Raw genomic sequence first — 13,766 nt, 5'->3', positions numbered from 1 at the left:
AGGACGCTGCTGCGATGCTGCTGATCGACTGCCCTTGGTGCGGTCCCCACAACGAGAGCGAATACCACTACGGCGGCCAGGCCCACGTCCCGTACCCCGAGAACCCCGCCGACCTCGACGACCGGCAGTGGGCCGAGTACGTCTTCTACCGGGACAACCCGAAGGGCCCCTTCGCCGAGCGGTGGATGCACAGCCACGGCTGCCGCCGCTGGTTCAACGCCCTGCGGGACACCGTCACTTACGAGGTGCTCGCCACCTACCGGCTCGACGAGCCGCGCCCCGAACCCCGCGTCACCGACCCGGCCGGAGACCAGCGATGACCGACCAGCAGTTCCGGCTCGGCGACAAGGGCCGCGTCGACCGCACCACTCTCCTCCGCTTCACCCTCGACGGGCGGGAGCTGACCGGACATCCCGGCGACACCCTCGCCTCCGCCATGCTGGCGAACGGCATCGTGGAGGCCGCCCCGTCGCTCTACCGCGGACGCCCGCGCGGCATCGTCTCGGCGGGCGTCGAGGAGCCCAACGCCCTCGTACAGCTCGGTGGTCCGTGCTCGGAGGGCATGCTCCCCGCGACAACGGTGGAACTGTACGACGGTCTGTCCGCGACCACCCTGTCCGGCATGGGCCGGCTCGACCCGGCCCCCGACCCCGCCGTCTACGACAAGAAGTACGTCCACACCGACGTCCTCGTCGTCGGAGCGGGCCCGGCCGGGCTCGCGGCCGCCGCCGCGGCAGCCGAATCCGGCGCGCGCGTGATACTGGTGGACGACCAGCCCGAACTCGGTGGCGCGCTGTTGTCCGGACGCGCCCCGTCGGAGTGGGTGGCCGAGGTCGGCGCGGAGCTCGACGCGGCCCCCGAGGTCACCGTCCTGACGCGCACCACGGCCTTCGGGTCGTACGACGACAACTACGTCCTCGCCCTGCAGCGGCGCACCGACCACCTCGGAGCCGACGCCCCCGACCCTTCCACGGGTGTCTCACGCCAGCGGCTGTGGCACATCCGCGCCCGCCGGGTGGTCCTGGCGACCGGCGCGCACGAACGCCCGCTGACCTTCGCGGGCAACGACCGCCCCGGCGTGATGCTGGCCGCCTCCGTACGCACGTACCTCAACCGGTACGGCGTGGCCGCGGGCAGGCGAGCCGTGGTCGCCACCACCAACGACAGCGCGTACGACACGGTCGCAGATCTGCACGCGGCCGGCATCGACATCGCCGCCGTCGTGGACGCGCGGCCCGAACTGTCGCAGCGGGCCGCCGAGATCGCGGCGGCGGGGGTACGGGTACTGACGGGCAGCGCAGTGGTCGACACCACGGGCGAGTCCCGGCTCAGCGGCGTGACCGTCCAGACCCTCGACACGGACGGCCGACTCACAGCCGAGACGGCGGAGTTCGACTGCGACCTGCTCGCCGTCTCGGGAGGCTGGAGTCCGGTCGTCCACCTGCACAGCCAGCGTCAGGGCACGCTGCGCTGGGACGACGACCTAGTCGCGTTCGTGCCCGACGGCACGGTGCGGGACCAGCAGATCGTCGGCGCCGCGCATGGGACGTACGGTCTCGACCGGGCTCTGGCCGAAGGCGCGCGGGCCGGTGCGCTGGCGGCGACCGAGGCGGGGTTCCCCGTTCCGGTTCCCGCGGCGCCGCCCGAGGACGCCCGGCCCGACGTCCGCGCCCTGTGGCTGGTGCCCTCCCCCACCGGCGACCCCGCCACCTGGGACACCCACTTCGTCGACCTCCAGCGCGACGTCACCGTCGCCGACGTCTGGCGGTCCACCGGCGCCGGCATGCGCGGCGTCGAGCACGTCAAGCGCTACACCTCGCTGGGCACGGCGAACGACCAGGGCAAGACGTCCGGCGTCAACGCGATCGGCGTGATCGCCGCAGCCCTCGGCGCGGGCGCGTCACCCGGCGAGATCGGCACGACCGCCTACCGGGCGCCCTACACGCCGATCGCCTTCGCCGCCCTCGCCGGGCGCGAGCGCGGAGACCTCTTCGACCCCGAGCGCACCACGTCCGTCCACGGCTGGCACCTCGCCCACGGCGCCGAGTTCGAGGACGTCGGGCAGTGGAAGCGGCCCTGGTACTACCCCCGGCCCGGCGAGGACATGGAGGCGGCGGTCGCCCGCGAATGCCGCGCGGCCCGTGAGGGCGTGGCGTTCATGGACGCCACCACCCTCGGAAAGATCGAGATCTGGGGCGCGGACGCGGGCGAGTTCCTCAACCGCGTCTACACCAACGCCTTCAAGAAGCTGAAGCCCGGCATGGCCCGCTACGGCGTGATGTGCAAACCCGACGGCATGATCTTCGACGACGGCGTGACGCTGCGCCTCGACGAGAACCGCTACTTCATGACCACCACCACGGGTGGCGCCGCCGGGGTCCTGGACTGGCTGGAGGAGTGGCTGCAGACCGAGTGGCCCGAGCTCGACGTCCACTGCACCTCCGTGACCGAACAGTGGGCGACGGTCGCCGTCGTCGGCCCGAAGTCACGTGCCGTCGTCGCCCAGCTCGCCCCCGAACTCGATCTCTCCGCCGAGGCGTTCCCCTTCATGGCGTTCCGCGAGACGACGCTGGCCTCGGGCATCCCGGCCCGTGTCTGCCGGATCTCCTTCTCCGGCGAGCTCGCCTTCGAGATCAACGTCTCGTCCTGGTACGGCCGAGCCGTCTGGGAGCAGGTGCACGAGGCCGGAAAGCCGTACGACATCACCCCGTACGGCACGGAGACGATGCACGTCCTGCGCGCCGAGAAGGGGTTCATCATCGTCGGCCAGGACACCGACGGCACCGTCACGCCCCAGGACGCGAACATGGACTGGGTGGTCTCCAAGCGCAAGGACTTCATCGGGAACCGCTCCTACTCCCGCGCCGACACGACACGCGCCGACCGCAAGCAGCTGGTCGGCCTGCTGCCCATCGACCGTACGACGCGACTGCCCGAGGGATCCCAACTCATCGCGCAGGACACGCCGTTGACCCCCGAAGACGGACCGGTTCCCATGCTCGGCCACGTCACCTCCAGCTATCACAGCGCCGCACTCGGCCGCCCCTTCGCCCTCGCCCTCGTCGCCGGCGGGCGGGCCAGGATCGGCTCGACCCTGCTCGCCCCTGTGGGCGACGATCTGGTGCCCGTCGAGGTCACCGACTCCGTCCTCTACGACCCGGAAGGGACCAAGCGCGATGGCTGAGCCCACGAACGACGCGCGCACCGGCCTGTCGGCACTCCGCGTGAGCCCTCTGGCGCATCTCGCGGAGCGGATGCGGGACGCGGCCGTCAGCGGGGCCCGCGGTGTCACGCTGGCCGAGTGGCCCTTCGTCAGCATGGTGAACGTGCGCGTCGACCCCGCCTCCGCCGCGGCGGCCCGCATCGAGAAGACCTTGGGGGCACCACTCCCCCGCGAGCACGGCCGGACCACCACCTCCGGCAGCCACACGGCGTGCCGGCTCGGACCCGACGAGTGGCTGGTGCTGTCCCAGGCCGAAGTGGAGCCCGTGGTGGCCGACTTGAGGGAGGCTCTCGCCGCGGATCCGGGTTCGGTCGTCGACGTCTCGGCGAACCGCACCACCCTCGAACTGAGCGGACCGGCCGCCCGGCAGGTGCTGGAGAAGGGCTGCCCGCTGGACCTGCATCCGCGGGTCTTCGGCCCGGGCCGGGCGGTGTCGACCACGGTGGGACCGATCGCGGTCCTGCTCTGGCAGGTCGACGACGGGCCGACGTACCGGCTGCTGCCGCGGTCGTCGTTCGCCGACTACCTGGCGCGCTGGCTCATCGACGCGATGAGTGAATTCCGCGGCCCCGAGCTGCCTTGACCGCGTCGGGCACAGCGGCCGCACGCGGTCCGTGTCGGCCCCTCCTCCCTCGGTGGGGCCGACACGGCGGCCCGGCGCTTCGTCAGTCGCCGGGCCGGTCATCCCACCCACGGACAGCCTCGCCGAGGTCATCACGACCCTTCGCGACACCGGCCAGGACATGAAGGCCACATGCCAGGAGGCCGCCCGCGGCTGCCTCGCCGTCAACGTCACCGAATGCTGAGACCTTGACTGATTCCCCGGCTTCCGCCGCGTCCCCCGCCCCTTCTCCGACCCACTCCTCGCCGACCGGCTCCGCCACGGCGCCGGTCGAGCACGTCCTCACCCTCGACTGCCCCGAGGCGCCCGGCATCGTCCACGCCGTCTCGCGGTTCCTCGTCGAGCACGGCAGCGACATCGTCGACAACCAGCAGTTCGGCGACCGTCGGGACGGCCACTTCTTCATGCGGGTGCACTTCGCCGCAGCCGGCGACGAGAACACCACGCAGTCGATGCGCGACGACTTCGCCGCCGTGGCCACCCCCTTCGCCATGCGGTGGCACCTCGAACCGGTCGGCACCCGCCGACGCGTGCTGATCATGGTGTCCCGCTACGACCACTGCCTCAACGACCTGCTCTTCCGCACCCGCAGCGGCGACCTGCCCATCGACGTGGTCGCGGTCGTCTCCAACCACCGCGACCACGAGGCACTCGTCACCTGGCACGACATCCCCTTCTTCCACGTGCCGGTCACCGCCGCGACCAAGCCCCGGGCCGAGGCCCGACTCCTCGACCTCATCGACTCGTTCGACGTCGATCTGGTCGTCCTCGCCCGCTACATGCAGGTGCTCTCCGACGATCTGTGCACCCGACTGCCCGGCCGGCTGATCAACATCCACCACTCGTTCCTGCCGAGCTTCAAGGGCGCCAAGCCCTACCACCAGGCCCACGACCGCGGCGTCAAACTCGTCGGCGCGACGGCCCACTACGTCACCGCCGACCTCGACGAAGGCCCGATCATCGCCCAGGAGGTCATCAGCGCGGACCACAGCCATACCCCCGAGGACCTGGCCGCCATCGGTCGCGACGCGGAATCGGCAGCCCTGGCCCGGGCCGTCCGCTGGCACTGCGAAGGCCGGGTGTTCGTCCAGGGGAGGCGGACGGTGGTGCTCCGCTGAGGGCAGCGGAGCACAGGGAAGAGGGGCAAGGGGGCAGACACCTGCTGTGGGTCTCACGACCTTCTGGCTGCCCGCTGCCTCCATGTCGGTTCCCACACCTCGACGTCCGGGGTTCGTGCCCGGGTCGCCTCCAGGTGGGCGCGGAACGCGTCGAGCACCGGGTGCCGGTTGTCACCGCGCCAGATCAGTGACATCGGGTAGACCGGCGTCGGGTTCCGCACCGGAATGCGCCGCAGGTCGTAGCTGTCGGGCCAGAGATAGCGCGATCCTTCGCCCACGAGGGTCGCGAGGTCCGCCGAGTCGGCGATCTCGTCCAGCAGCGCTTCGTTCCCGAAGACGGGCCCGACGACGTCGATCGTGAGACCGAATGCGGCGGCGAACTCGTCGTAGTAGTCGGCCCACTCGGTGCCGGGCGCCATGCCGGGCATCCAGATGCGGTGTCCGGCGAGTTGTGCGGGCGTGACGCTGTCTGCGTCGGCCAGCGCGTGGGAGGGGCCGACGAGCAGCTCGTGCGGGTCGTCGATCACTCGGGCGGTCTTGATCGAGGCCGGCAGGTGGTGCTCGGGGACGGTGATCGCGTGGAACGTCGCGTCGATCGTCCCGGCTTCGACGGCGGCGATCGCTGTGTCGACGTCGGCGTTCAGAGTGACGACGTCGAGCTCGATCTCGGGGCGCGTGCGGTAGAAATCCTGGAGGAGCACCGCCGGAGCGATTCGCCGGTTGAGGACGTCGACGCGCAGGGGACGCCGGCCGGGGCGCACGGAGGCGTCGGCCCGGTCCTCGGCCCGGAGAAGTTCTCGGGCGTGGGGCAGCAGCGCCTGGCCGTCGATGGTGAGCTCGGCCCCGCGCGGAGTGCGGGTGAACAGGCGCACTCCCAGATCCTTCTCCAGCACAGCGATGCGCTTGGAGACGGCTTGCTGGGTGATCGAGAGGGCTGCGGCGGCTTCCTGGAACTGGCCGGCGTCCGCAGCCGCGACGAAGGTGCGCACGGCGTTGAGATCCACCCGCCCACTCTATTCAGGCAGTGTCCGGGTGGTGATGACGGACCGGAGAGCGGAGGGCCACCGTGCCCACGGCCACGGCGTTGGCGGCGACGATCACGGCGATGGCCGTCCATGACGCCGGGGCGAGGTGCTGGCCGAGGATGAGGAGGCCCACCAGTGCGGCGCACACCGGGTTGACGCTCATGAAGATCCCGAAGAAGTGGGCGGGGACGCGTCGCAGCGCGAGCAGGTCGGTGAGGAAGGGCACCGCGGAGGACAGCACACCGGCCGCGAGCGCGCACAGGAGTGCGGCCGCGGTGGGCCGGTGCAGACACAGCGCGGTGACGCCGACCGGCACGTAGAGCGCACCGGAGACGAGTGCGGCGGCCGCGGATCCCTCGACCCCGGGCAGGCGCTGCCCCACGGTGCGGTTGAGCAGGATGTAACAGCCCCAGCACACCGCTGCCAGCAGGGCCAGGGCGATGCCGAGGTAGTCGGTGCTGGGCTGCGGCCGGGTGAGGACGAGCACGGCCGCGGCGGCGACGAGCGCGCAGACCAGATCGATGCGACGGCGGGAGCCGGCCAGGGCGACGGTGAGCGGCCCGAGGAACTCCAGGGTGACCGCAAGACCGAGTCCGATCCGGTCGATCGCCGTGTACAGCGTCAGGTTCATGGTCGCGAACACCACGGCCAGCCCCACCACCGGCCTCCACTGTGCGGCGGTGAACGCGCGCAGGTTCGGCCGCCCGGCGCTCAACAGCACTCCGGCGGCCACCCATTGGCGTACGGCGACCACACCCACCGGACCCAGAACCGGGAAGGCGAGTGCGGCGACGGACGCTCCGAGCTGGTTGGACAGGCCGCTCCCCAGCATCAGGGCCACCCCGGACCAGCGAGGCGAGGCGACCTGCGGTGCGGTGGACGCGGTCGGCTCCGCGCGAGCATCGGTTTTCATGACGCGACCATCCGCCGCACGCGCCCATGCGCAAAATGCATCCGACGCCGAACCTATACGCTGGGCGTATGGATGGTTCTCGGGATCTGGAGCTGCGGCATCTGCGCTGCCTGGTCGCGATCGTCGACACGGGAAGTTTCACCGACGCCGCGATCGAACTGGGTGTCTCCCAGGCGTCCGTCTCCCGCACCCTGCTGGCCTTGGAGCGGATCCTCGGTGTACGGCTCCTGCACCGCACCAGCCGTACGGTCGCCCCCACCACCGCCGGTGTCGAGGTCCTGGCCCGCGCCCGGCACCTGCTCGTCGAGGCCGACGAACTGGTCCGCCGGGCCACCACCGGTCACACCCGCCTGCGCATCGGCCACGCCTGGTCCGCGATGGGGCGGCTCACGGCCGAGTTCCAGCGCCGCTGGCGTGCCCGCCACCCCGATGTCGAACTCCATCTGATTCGCCACAACACCCCCACCGGCGGGCTCGCCGAGGGCCTGTGCGACATGGCCGTCGTCCGGACCGCCGTCGACACCCGGCGTTACGCTCACGCCCTGGTCGGGCACGAGCGCCGCTACGTAGCCCTGGCCTCCGACGACCCGTGGGCCAGGCGGCGCGGCATCCGCCTGTCGGAGATCCGCGAGCGCACCCTCGTGGTGGACCGCCGCACCGGCACCACCACCCTGGACCTGTGGCCCGAAGGGGCGGGCCCCGACGTGGAGTACATCCAGGACGTCGACGACTGGCTCGCCGCCATCGCCACCGGCCGCTGTGTCGGCGTCACTCCGCAGTCGACCGCCACCCAGTACCGCCGCGACGGCATCGCCTATCGCCTCCTGCGCGACACGGACCCCGTCGCCGTCCACCTCATCTGGCCCCAGCAGAGCCCGCATCCCGCCACCCACGCCGCCGTGGCCCTGCTGACCGATCTCTACCGCGAGGACGCGCAGAGCTCGGGAGCGTGAGGCCGGGACACGGTTGGTGCGGGTGTGCTCGTGGCCCGACGGCGCCCCGTCGAGATGTCCGGTGAACGTGGCGGAAGTGTGGACCTGCTGCGGTGTGCGACTTTCTGGCCACGCCGGTCGCGCGTCAGCCGGTCACTGCTCCCCGCGGGCCTTGAGCCAGTGGGCGGCCCTGGTCGGCGAGGCCTGGGACAGCCATGCGTCCTGGACGACCTCGGTCAGTTCCGTGAGGGTGAGTTCGCCGATCCGGGCGGCCCGGACGAGTACCGACAGGTGGCCGTCGAAATGCGGCGTGGTGAAGAACGGGGAGGCTCGGTCCTGCACCAGGGCCTGCTTGTCGGATTCGGACGGCACCCAGAAGACGATCACGTCCGGGTAGCGCTCGCCGGTCTCGGGGTCCACGGCATCGGGGCGAGGAGTGCGGAAGAAGACGAACGACTTGTGTCCGACCTGGTATACCGGGTTACCGGCGGATCCCTGGACGACCGTGACATGAGGCATCCCCAGTGCCAGCTCGTGCACGTCCTCGACCCGCGCCCGGCGCGATCTGGGCGACATGGCGGCAGGATACAAGGGGCACTCGGCGCGTTTCGGTCCGCGCGGACCGGAGTTTCGCCGGCCGGGACGCCGCACCCTCGCGCGCGACGCCAGGGCCGGGCGTCATTCACTGTCGCCACGGACCACGGCGGCGTAGCGGTCCCCGAGCGTGGTGCGAAGGTTCCTCAACCGCTGGGCGGCGACGGCCGCGACGTGTGATGAGGCGGGCTGGACGGCCGAGGTGAGCCACCAGCTCACGTCGGGCCGGCCATCGCGCGCATTCGAGCGGAGCAGGGCGTCGATCTCCGTCACGTGCCGCGCGAAGGCGGTCGCCCACTCCTGCTCGTCGGGGCGCAGGAACGGTGAGCGCCTGAGCAGCAGGAGATTGACCTGCGTCAGACGGTTCGTCACCTCCTGGTCGTCGTACTCGGTCACCAGGATGGACGATCGCTGCGACTCCTCGAGGTCGGAGAGCGCCTCCCACACTTCTTTGAGCGCTTCCACCCTCTGCACACGGAACTCGGCACGCTGTTCGCGCGCTTGGACACGTCGCCACTGCCACAGGCCTGTGAGGGTGGCCAGTACCGTTCCGATGAAGGTGAGAACTCCTACGGCGACCGTGTCGGAAACCATAGGGCGAAGCTACCGGGGTCCGCCCTCGGGAAACCGGCCTTCGGACAAGGTTGCGGCCACCCGGTGAAGACCGCCTCTGCCCGCGCGTCCGCTCAGCGCGGGCCGAGGTCTGCGAGGGTCACGCAGGCAGTCGCTCCAGCAGCGCCGCGAAATCGGTGTCCGGCGGCAGCGTTCCGAAGGCGAGCCCGCGGTCCCCGGCGAGCCGCGAGGCACAGAACGCTTCCGCGACGGCGGCCGGTGCGTGCCGGACCAGGAGCGCGCCCTGCAGCACGAGGGCCGCGCGTTCGATGACCCGGCGGGCCCGCAGCGGCGCGTCCTCGGTGAGGACGAGTTCGCCCTGCAACTCCCGCCAGGCCGCGTCGAGCCGGTCGTCGCGGCCCGCTGCGGCCTCGATCTCTGTACGGAACGCCGCCAGGGACTCGGGCTCACGGGCCAACGCCCGCAGCATGTCCAGGGCGTTGACGTTGCCGGAGCCCTCCCAGATGCCGTTGAGCGGGGCGTCGCGGTACAGGCGCGGCATGCCTGACGCCTCGTCATATCCGTTGCCGCCGAGGCATTCCAGGGCTTCGGCCACCGCTGCGGGCTGCCGCTTGCACACCCAGTACTTGGCGACCGCCGTGGCCAGGCGCAGGAAGGCCCGCTCGCCTTCGTCGCCGCGCTGGGCGCGGTCGGCGGCGCCGGCCAGGCGCAGCGCGAGCGTGGTGGCGGCCTCGGACTCCACGGCGAGGTCGGCCAGTACGTTGCGCATGAGCGGCTGGTCGATGAGCTTGGCGCCGAACACCGAGCGGTGACGGGCGTGGTGGGCGGCCTGGGCGAGGGCGGCTCGGGTGCCGGCGGCGGAACCGAGGACGCAGTCGAGCCGCGTCATGGTCACCATGTCGATGATGGTGCGGACGCCCTTGCCCTCGGCGCCGACGAGCCAGGCCACGGTGTCGTCGAACTCGGGCTCGCTCGACGCGTTGGAGCGGTTGCCGAGCTTGTCCTTGAGTCGCTGGATACGGAAGGTGTTGCGGCTGCCGTCGGGCAGGACGCGCGGGACCAGGAAGCAGGACAGGCCGCCGGGCGCCTGGGCGAGCACGAGGAAGAGATCGTTCATCGGGGCGCTGGTGAACCACTTGTGACCGCGCAGACGCCAGGTTCCGTCGGCCTGCTCGGTGGCGGAGGTGGTGTTGGCGCGGACGTCGGTGCCGCCCTGCTTCTCCGTCATCCCCATGCCGGCGAGCAGGCCCCGCTTGCCGCCCGGGGTGTGCAGACCGGGTTCGTAGACACGGCTGGTGAGCAGGGGCTCGTAGATCTTCGCCAGGTCGGGGGCGTGGCGCAGGGCGGGTACGACGGCGTACGTCATGGAGACGGGACAGCCGTGCCCGGCCTCGGTGCTGCTCCACACCATGAAGGCGGCGGCCCGCGCGACATGCGCGCCGGGCCGTTCGTCCGCCCAGGCGCTGCCGGCCAAGCCCTCTCCGACCGCCACGTCCATCAGGGCGTGGTACGAGGGGTGGAAGTCGACTTCGTCGATGCGGTTGCCGTAGCGGTCGTGGGTGCGCAGCACCGGCTCGTGGCGGTTGGCCTCGTCGGCCCAGCGCTGTACCTCCTCGCTGCCCGCGCGGCGGCCGATCCGGTGGAGGTCGTCGAGAGACCATGCGGCGCCCTCGCGGCGCACGCCCTCCAGGAGGACCGGGTCGTCGGCGATGTCGTGGCCGGCCAACGGCGGTACCTGGTTGGTCACTTCGTGCGTCACGGCGGTGGGATGGCTGGACATGGGGCCTCCTGCGGGCGAGCGGGTGGGAATCAGGCGGTCGGGGCGGTCGGGGCGCCCGCGCAGCGCAGCGCCGCGGCGGTGAGGTCGGTGAGGAGTTCCTCGGTGGTGTTCTCGTCCGGGGTGCCGAGCGGGTCGACGAGCACTTCGCCGATGGCTCCGGTCAGGGCGGCCGCGGTGATCTCGGCGTTCTGCGGGGGCAGCCGGCCTGTCTCCGTGCCCTCGCGCACCACCTCGGCCCACAGCGCGCGGTAGCGGCGGCGGAAGTCGAGTCGTTCGGCGCCGACCGCGGGTTCGGCGGGGGCGGCGAGCAGGGCGTAGGCGAGGCCGCGGTTCTCCAGGGCGCGGCGGGCGAAGACCTCGACGCCGCGGCGGAGCCGTTCGACGGGGTCGCCCGGACCGTGCAGCACCTCGCCCAGGACCTCGACCTCGCGTCCGGCGGCGCGCCGGAACACCTCCACGGCGAGCGCCGCCTTGGACGGGAAGTGCTGGTACACGGAGCCTGCCGCGATGCCCGCCGAGTCGGCGACGGCGGTCACGGACGCCTGTGACCAGCCCACTTCCGCCACGACCGAGGTCGCGCAGGAGATGAGGCGCTCTCTCGCGGCTTCGAGCCGACTGATTTCGGCTGGGGTCTTGCGGTAGGCCATGAAAGAAGTGAACCATGATTCAGAGTTTCCCGCCACGGTCGGTTTCACCGGCCCGGCTCGTCAGGAGAACGTGATGCACCTCAGCGCCCTGCTGGACAGAGTGGTTCGCTCGGCCGGCGACAAGGAAGCGGTCGTCTACCGCGAACAGCGGTGGAGCTACCGGGAGTTCGACGAAGCCGCCCGGCGCGCCGCGACGGTACTGAGCGAGGCCGGGCTGCGGCCGGGCGACCGTCTCGCGGTGATGACGTACAACACCCCCGCCTTCCTGTTCGCGGCGTTCGGCGCCTGGTACGCCGGCGCCACCCTGGTGCCCGTGAACCACAAACTGCAGACGGCCGAGGTGGCTCGCCAGCTGCGGCACTGCGGGGCCCGGCTGGCGCTCGTCGACGCGGAGATCGGCGAGCGGGCGACGTCGGCCGACGTAAAGGTGCCGTGGCTGGTCAGCCACCCCGACGGGGACGCGGGCACGCGCCCGGCGGACAGCTTCGAGTCCCTTGTGGCGCGCGCCGAGCCCTGGCGGGCGGAGCCGGGCCCGGACAGCGACATCGCGCAGATCCTCTACACCTCGGGCACCTCCGGGACCCCCAAGGGCTGTGTGCACACGCACCGCGGAATCGCCCTGACGGCGGGGCACACCGCGGACACGATCCCCCTCGTCCACGACGACCGGTTCCTGATCTGCATGCCGATCTGGCACGCGTCCCCCCTCAACAACTGGACCCTGGGCACGTTGCTGCGGGGGGCCACGGTCGTGCTGCAGCGCGAGTACGAGCCGCGCGGAATGCTGGAGACGATCCAGCGCGAGCGGGTCACCGCGATGTTCGGCGCGCCGATCGCGCTCATCGCCCCGGTGCAGGCCGTCGCCGACTTCGCCGACTTCGACCTGACGTCCGTGCGCGCCTGGATCTACGGCGCCGGGCCTCTGGACGCGGACACCGCGCGCCGGCTGATGCAGGCGTACGGCTCACAGGACTTCCACCAGGTGTACGGGATGAGCGAGATGGGCCCCGCGGGGACCTCGCTCTCCCCCGCCGAGCAGGTGACGAAGGCCGGATCGATCGGGCGCTGCGGCATGCCGGGTGTCGATCTGCGGGTCGTACGCCCCGACGGCGCTGACGCCGGTGCGGGTGAGACCGGGGAGATCTGGCTGCGCTCGGAGAGCCGGATGGTCGGCTACCTCCACGACGAGGCCGCCACCGCGGAGGTGTTCGCGGGCGACTGGTACCGCAGCGGTGACCTCGGCCGCGTCGACGAGGACGGCTTCGTCACGATCGTGGACCGGATGAAGGACGTGATCATCACCGGCGGCGAGAACGTGGCCTCACAGGAGGTGGAAGGCGTGCTGCGCGGCCATCCGGACGTGCTCGACGTCGCCGTCGTCGGCCGCCCGCACCCGCAGTGGGGCGAGACCGTGGTGGCCGTCGTGGTGCCGCGCGACGGGGCGGACCTGGACGTGACGGGCATGCGCTCATGGCTCGAGTCGCGGATCGCCCGCTACAAGATCCCGCGCGAGCTGGTCCTGCGCCGGGAGCTGCCGCGTACGCCGTCGGGGAAGATCACCAAGCATGTGCTGCGGGCCCAGCTGACCGCATCCGTGGAGTCGGCGCGGGCGGTGAGCGGCTGAGCGTCCACGCGCCGCGGGCCCGTGCGCGTCACCGTTCACGGCCCGCGTAGGGTCTGCGCATGACGGAGGAACAGGTGGAGCGGGCACGCCGGGGTCCGGGGCGGCCTCGCCAGGAACACGTCACGCGAGCCGTGCTCGACGCCGTCGTCGAACTGGTGGCGGAGAGCGGCATGACCGCGCTCACGATGGACGCCGTCGCGGCCCGCGCCGGGGTGAGCAAGCCGGCCATGTACCGGCGCTGGTCCACCAAGCAGGACCTGATCATCGCTGCGGCGGAGTCACGGATCGGGCCGCTGACCGTGCCCGACATGGGGGACTTCCGGGCCGAGCTGCGGGCCGTTCTGACGGCGCGCATGGAGGCCTACCGACAGCCCGGGATCGACCGTCTGCTGGCCGGAGTGATCGGTTCCGCCGCCGAGGCGGGGGCGGAACCGGGGGCCTATCGCGCCTACACGGCCCGCGTGATGAGCGAGACGCGACACCTACTGGAGCGCGGTGTCGCGCGCGGCGACGTCAGGCCGGACGTCGATGTGTCCGCCGCCTCGACGCTCGTGGCTGCGTCGCTGGTCTTCCGGATGGTCGGCGAGCAGCAGATGCCCGACGAGTCGCTCGTCGAGTCGGTGGTGGACCTGATCGGCCGGGCGGTCGACGCCGGCCCCCGCCCTTGAACTGACTGACGCCCGTCACCCCCTTTCGCGCAGGGCACTTCGTCGTG

General features: G+C 71.7%; 13 protein-coding genes. 7 read left to right on the top strand and 6 right to left on the bottom strand.

Annotated features, from left to right (window positions below; all coding sequences use genetic code 11):
* Positions 1 to 14: 14 nt before the first annotated feature.
* From ACFC96_RS09635 to purU, 4 genes are all read left to right on the top strand, one after another.
* The gene (locus ACFC96_RS09635; RefSeq protein ID WP_376261544.1) at positions 15 to 320 is read left to right on the top strand and encodes a sarcosine oxidase subunit delta; all 306 of its coding nucleotides are present in this window, start codon (positions 15 to 17) and stop codon (positions 318 to 320) included.
* Complete coding sequence (locus ACFC96_RS09630) at positions 317 to 3,184, top strand: sarcosine oxidase subunit alpha family protein (protein ID WP_376611219.1); 2,868 nt, start codon at positions 317 to 319, stop codon at positions 3,182 to 3,184. The genes ACFC96_RS09635 and ACFC96_RS09630 overlap by 4 nt, the downstream gene beginning before the upstream one ends.
* Entirely contained in the window at positions 3,177 to 3,806 is a 630-nt protein-coding gene (locus ACFC96_RS09625; protein WP_376611217.1) for a sarcosine oxidase subunit gamma, read from the top strand. Before ACFC96_RS09630 ends, ACFC96_RS09625 begins: the two co-directional genes overlap by 8 nt.
* A 227-nt stretch (positions 3,807 to 4,033) precedes the next feature.
* A complete protein-coding gene (purU, locus tag ACFC96_RS09620) occupies positions 4,034 to 4,963 on the top strand; it encodes a formyltetrahydrofolate deformylase (RefSeq protein ID WP_376611215.1) in 930 nt (309 codons plus the stop codon).
* 53 nt (positions 4,964 to 5,016) lie between these two features.
* Here purU and ACFC96_RS09615 read toward each other — a convergent pair whose 3' ends face one another.
* Both ACFC96_RS09615 and ACFC96_RS09610 read right to left on the bottom strand, forming a co-directional pair.
* On the bottom strand, positions 5,017 to 5,967 hold the full coding sequence (locus tag ACFC96_RS09615) for a LysR family transcriptional regulator (protein WP_376261551.1): 951 nt from the start codon (positions 5,965 to 5,967) through the stop codon (positions 5,017 to 5,019).
* Positions 5,968 to 5,980: 13 nt separating this feature from the next.
* Positions 5,981 to 6,901: a DMT family transporter gene (locus ACFC96_RS09610; RefSeq protein WP_376611213.1), complete on the bottom strand. Its 921-nt coding sequence runs from the start codon at positions 6,899 to 6,901 to the stop codon at positions 5,981 to 5,983.
* 68 nt (positions 6,902 to 6,969) lie between these two features.
* On the opposite strand from ACFC96_RS09610, the gene ACFC96_RS09605 reads away from it, so the two are divergent.
* Entirely contained in the window at positions 6,970 to 7,854 is an 885-nt protein-coding gene (locus ACFC96_RS09605; protein WP_376261555.1) for a LysR family transcriptional regulator, read from the top strand.
* Positions 7,855 to 7,986: 132 nt separating this feature from the next.
* Here ACFC96_RS09605 and ACFC96_RS09600 read toward each other — a convergent pair whose 3' ends face one another.
* From ACFC96_RS09600 to ACFC96_RS09585, 4 genes are all read right to left on the bottom strand, one after another.
* Complete coding sequence (locus tag ACFC96_RS09600) at positions 7,987 to 8,409, bottom strand: hypothetical protein (RefSeq protein ID WP_340459722.1); 423 nt, start codon at positions 8,407 to 8,409, stop codon at positions 7,987 to 7,989.
* Between the two features lie 102 nt (positions 8,410 to 8,511).
* Entirely contained in the window at positions 8,512 to 9,021 is a 510-nt protein-coding gene (locus ACFC96_RS09595) for a hypothetical protein (protein WP_376227835.1), read from the bottom strand.
* Positions 9,022 to 9,139: 118 nt separating this feature from the next.
* Entirely contained in the window at positions 9,140 to 10,780 is a 1,641-nt protein-coding gene (locus tag ACFC96_RS09590; protein ID WP_376611211.1) for an acyl-CoA dehydrogenase family protein, read from the bottom strand.
* Positions 10,781 to 10,809: 29 nt separating this feature from the next.
* A complete protein-coding gene (locus tag ACFC96_RS09585) occupies positions 10,810 to 11,427 on the bottom strand; it encodes a TetR/AcrR family transcriptional regulator (protein WP_376611209.1) in 618 nt (205 codons plus the stop codon).
* A gap of 73 nt (positions 11,428 to 11,500) precedes the next feature.
* Between ACFC96_RS09585 and ACFC96_RS09580 the strand changes: the two genes are divergently transcribed.
* Positions 11,501 to 13,051, top strand: a complete 1,551-nt coding sequence (locus ACFC96_RS09580; protein ID WP_376611207.1) for a class I adenylate-forming enzyme family protein — start codon at positions 11,501 to 11,503, stop codon at positions 13,049 to 13,051.
* A 59-nt stretch (positions 13,052 to 13,110) separates the two neighbouring features.
* Positions 13,111 to 13,719 carry a TetR/AcrR family transcriptional regulator gene (locus ACFC96_RS09575; RefSeq protein ID WP_376611206.1) on the top strand — a complete coding sequence of 203 codons (609 nt, stop codon included), beginning with the start codon at positions 13,111 to 13,113 and terminating at the stop codon, positions 13,717 to 13,719.
* Positions 13,720 to 13,766 lie beyond the last annotated feature (47 nt).

Origin of the sequence: Streptomyces sp. NPDC055955, assembly GCF_042270245.1 — a bacterium.
Taxonomy (GTDB): domain Bacteria; phylum Actinomycetota; class Actinomycetes; order Streptomycetales; family Streptomycetaceae; genus Streptomyces.
Note: the sequence above shows the minus strand (reverse complement) of the source record. Positions and strands in the feature narration are given on the sequence as shown.

Excerpts from the sequence above, each read along its gene's own strand:
- ACFC96_RS09635 (WP_376261544.1), top strand. The coding sequence starts at position 15 with ATGCTGCTGATCGACTGCCCTTGGTGCGGTCCCCACAACGAGAGCGAA.
- ACFC96_RS09630 (WP_376611219.1), top strand. The coding sequence starts at position 317 with ATGACCGACCAGCAGTTCCGGCTCGGCGACAAGGGCCGCGTCGACCGC.
- ACFC96_RS09625 (WP_376611217.1), top strand. The coding sequence starts at position 3,177 with ATGGCTGAGCCCACGAACGACGCGCGCACCGGCCTGTCGGCACTCCGC.
- ACFC96_RS09610 (WP_376611213.1), bottom strand. The coding sequence starts at position 6,901 with ATGAAAACCGATGCTCGCGCGGAGCCGACCGCGTCCACCGCACCGCAG.
- ACFC96_RS09605 (WP_376261555.1), top strand. The coding sequence starts at position 6,970 with ATGGATGGTTCTCGGGATCTGGAGCTGCGGCATCTGCGCTGCCTGGTC.
- ACFC96_RS09600 (WP_340459722.1), bottom strand. The coding sequence starts at position 8,409 with ATGTCGCCCAGATCGCGCCGGGCGCGGGTCGAGGACGTGCACGAGCTG.
- ACFC96_RS09595 (WP_376227835.1), bottom strand. The coding sequence starts at position 9,021 with ATGGTTTCCGACACGGTCGCCGTAGGAGTTCTCACCTTCATCGGAACG.
- ACFC96_RS09590 (WP_376611211.1), bottom strand. The coding sequence starts at position 10,780 with ATGTCCAGCCATCCCACCGCCGTGACGCACGAAGTGACCAACCAGGTA.
- ACFC96_RS09585 (WP_376611209.1), bottom strand. The coding sequence starts at position 11,427 with ATGGCCTACCGCAAGACCCCAGCCGAAATCAGTCGGCTCGAAGCCGCG.
- ACFC96_RS09580 (WP_376611207.1), top strand. The coding sequence starts at position 11,501 with ATGCACCTCAGCGCCCTGCTGGACAGAGTGGTTCGCTCGGCCGGCGAC.
- ACFC96_RS09575 (WP_376611206.1), top strand. The coding sequence starts at position 13,111 with ATGACGGAGGAACAGGTGGAGCGGGCACGCCGGGGTCCGGGGCGGCCT.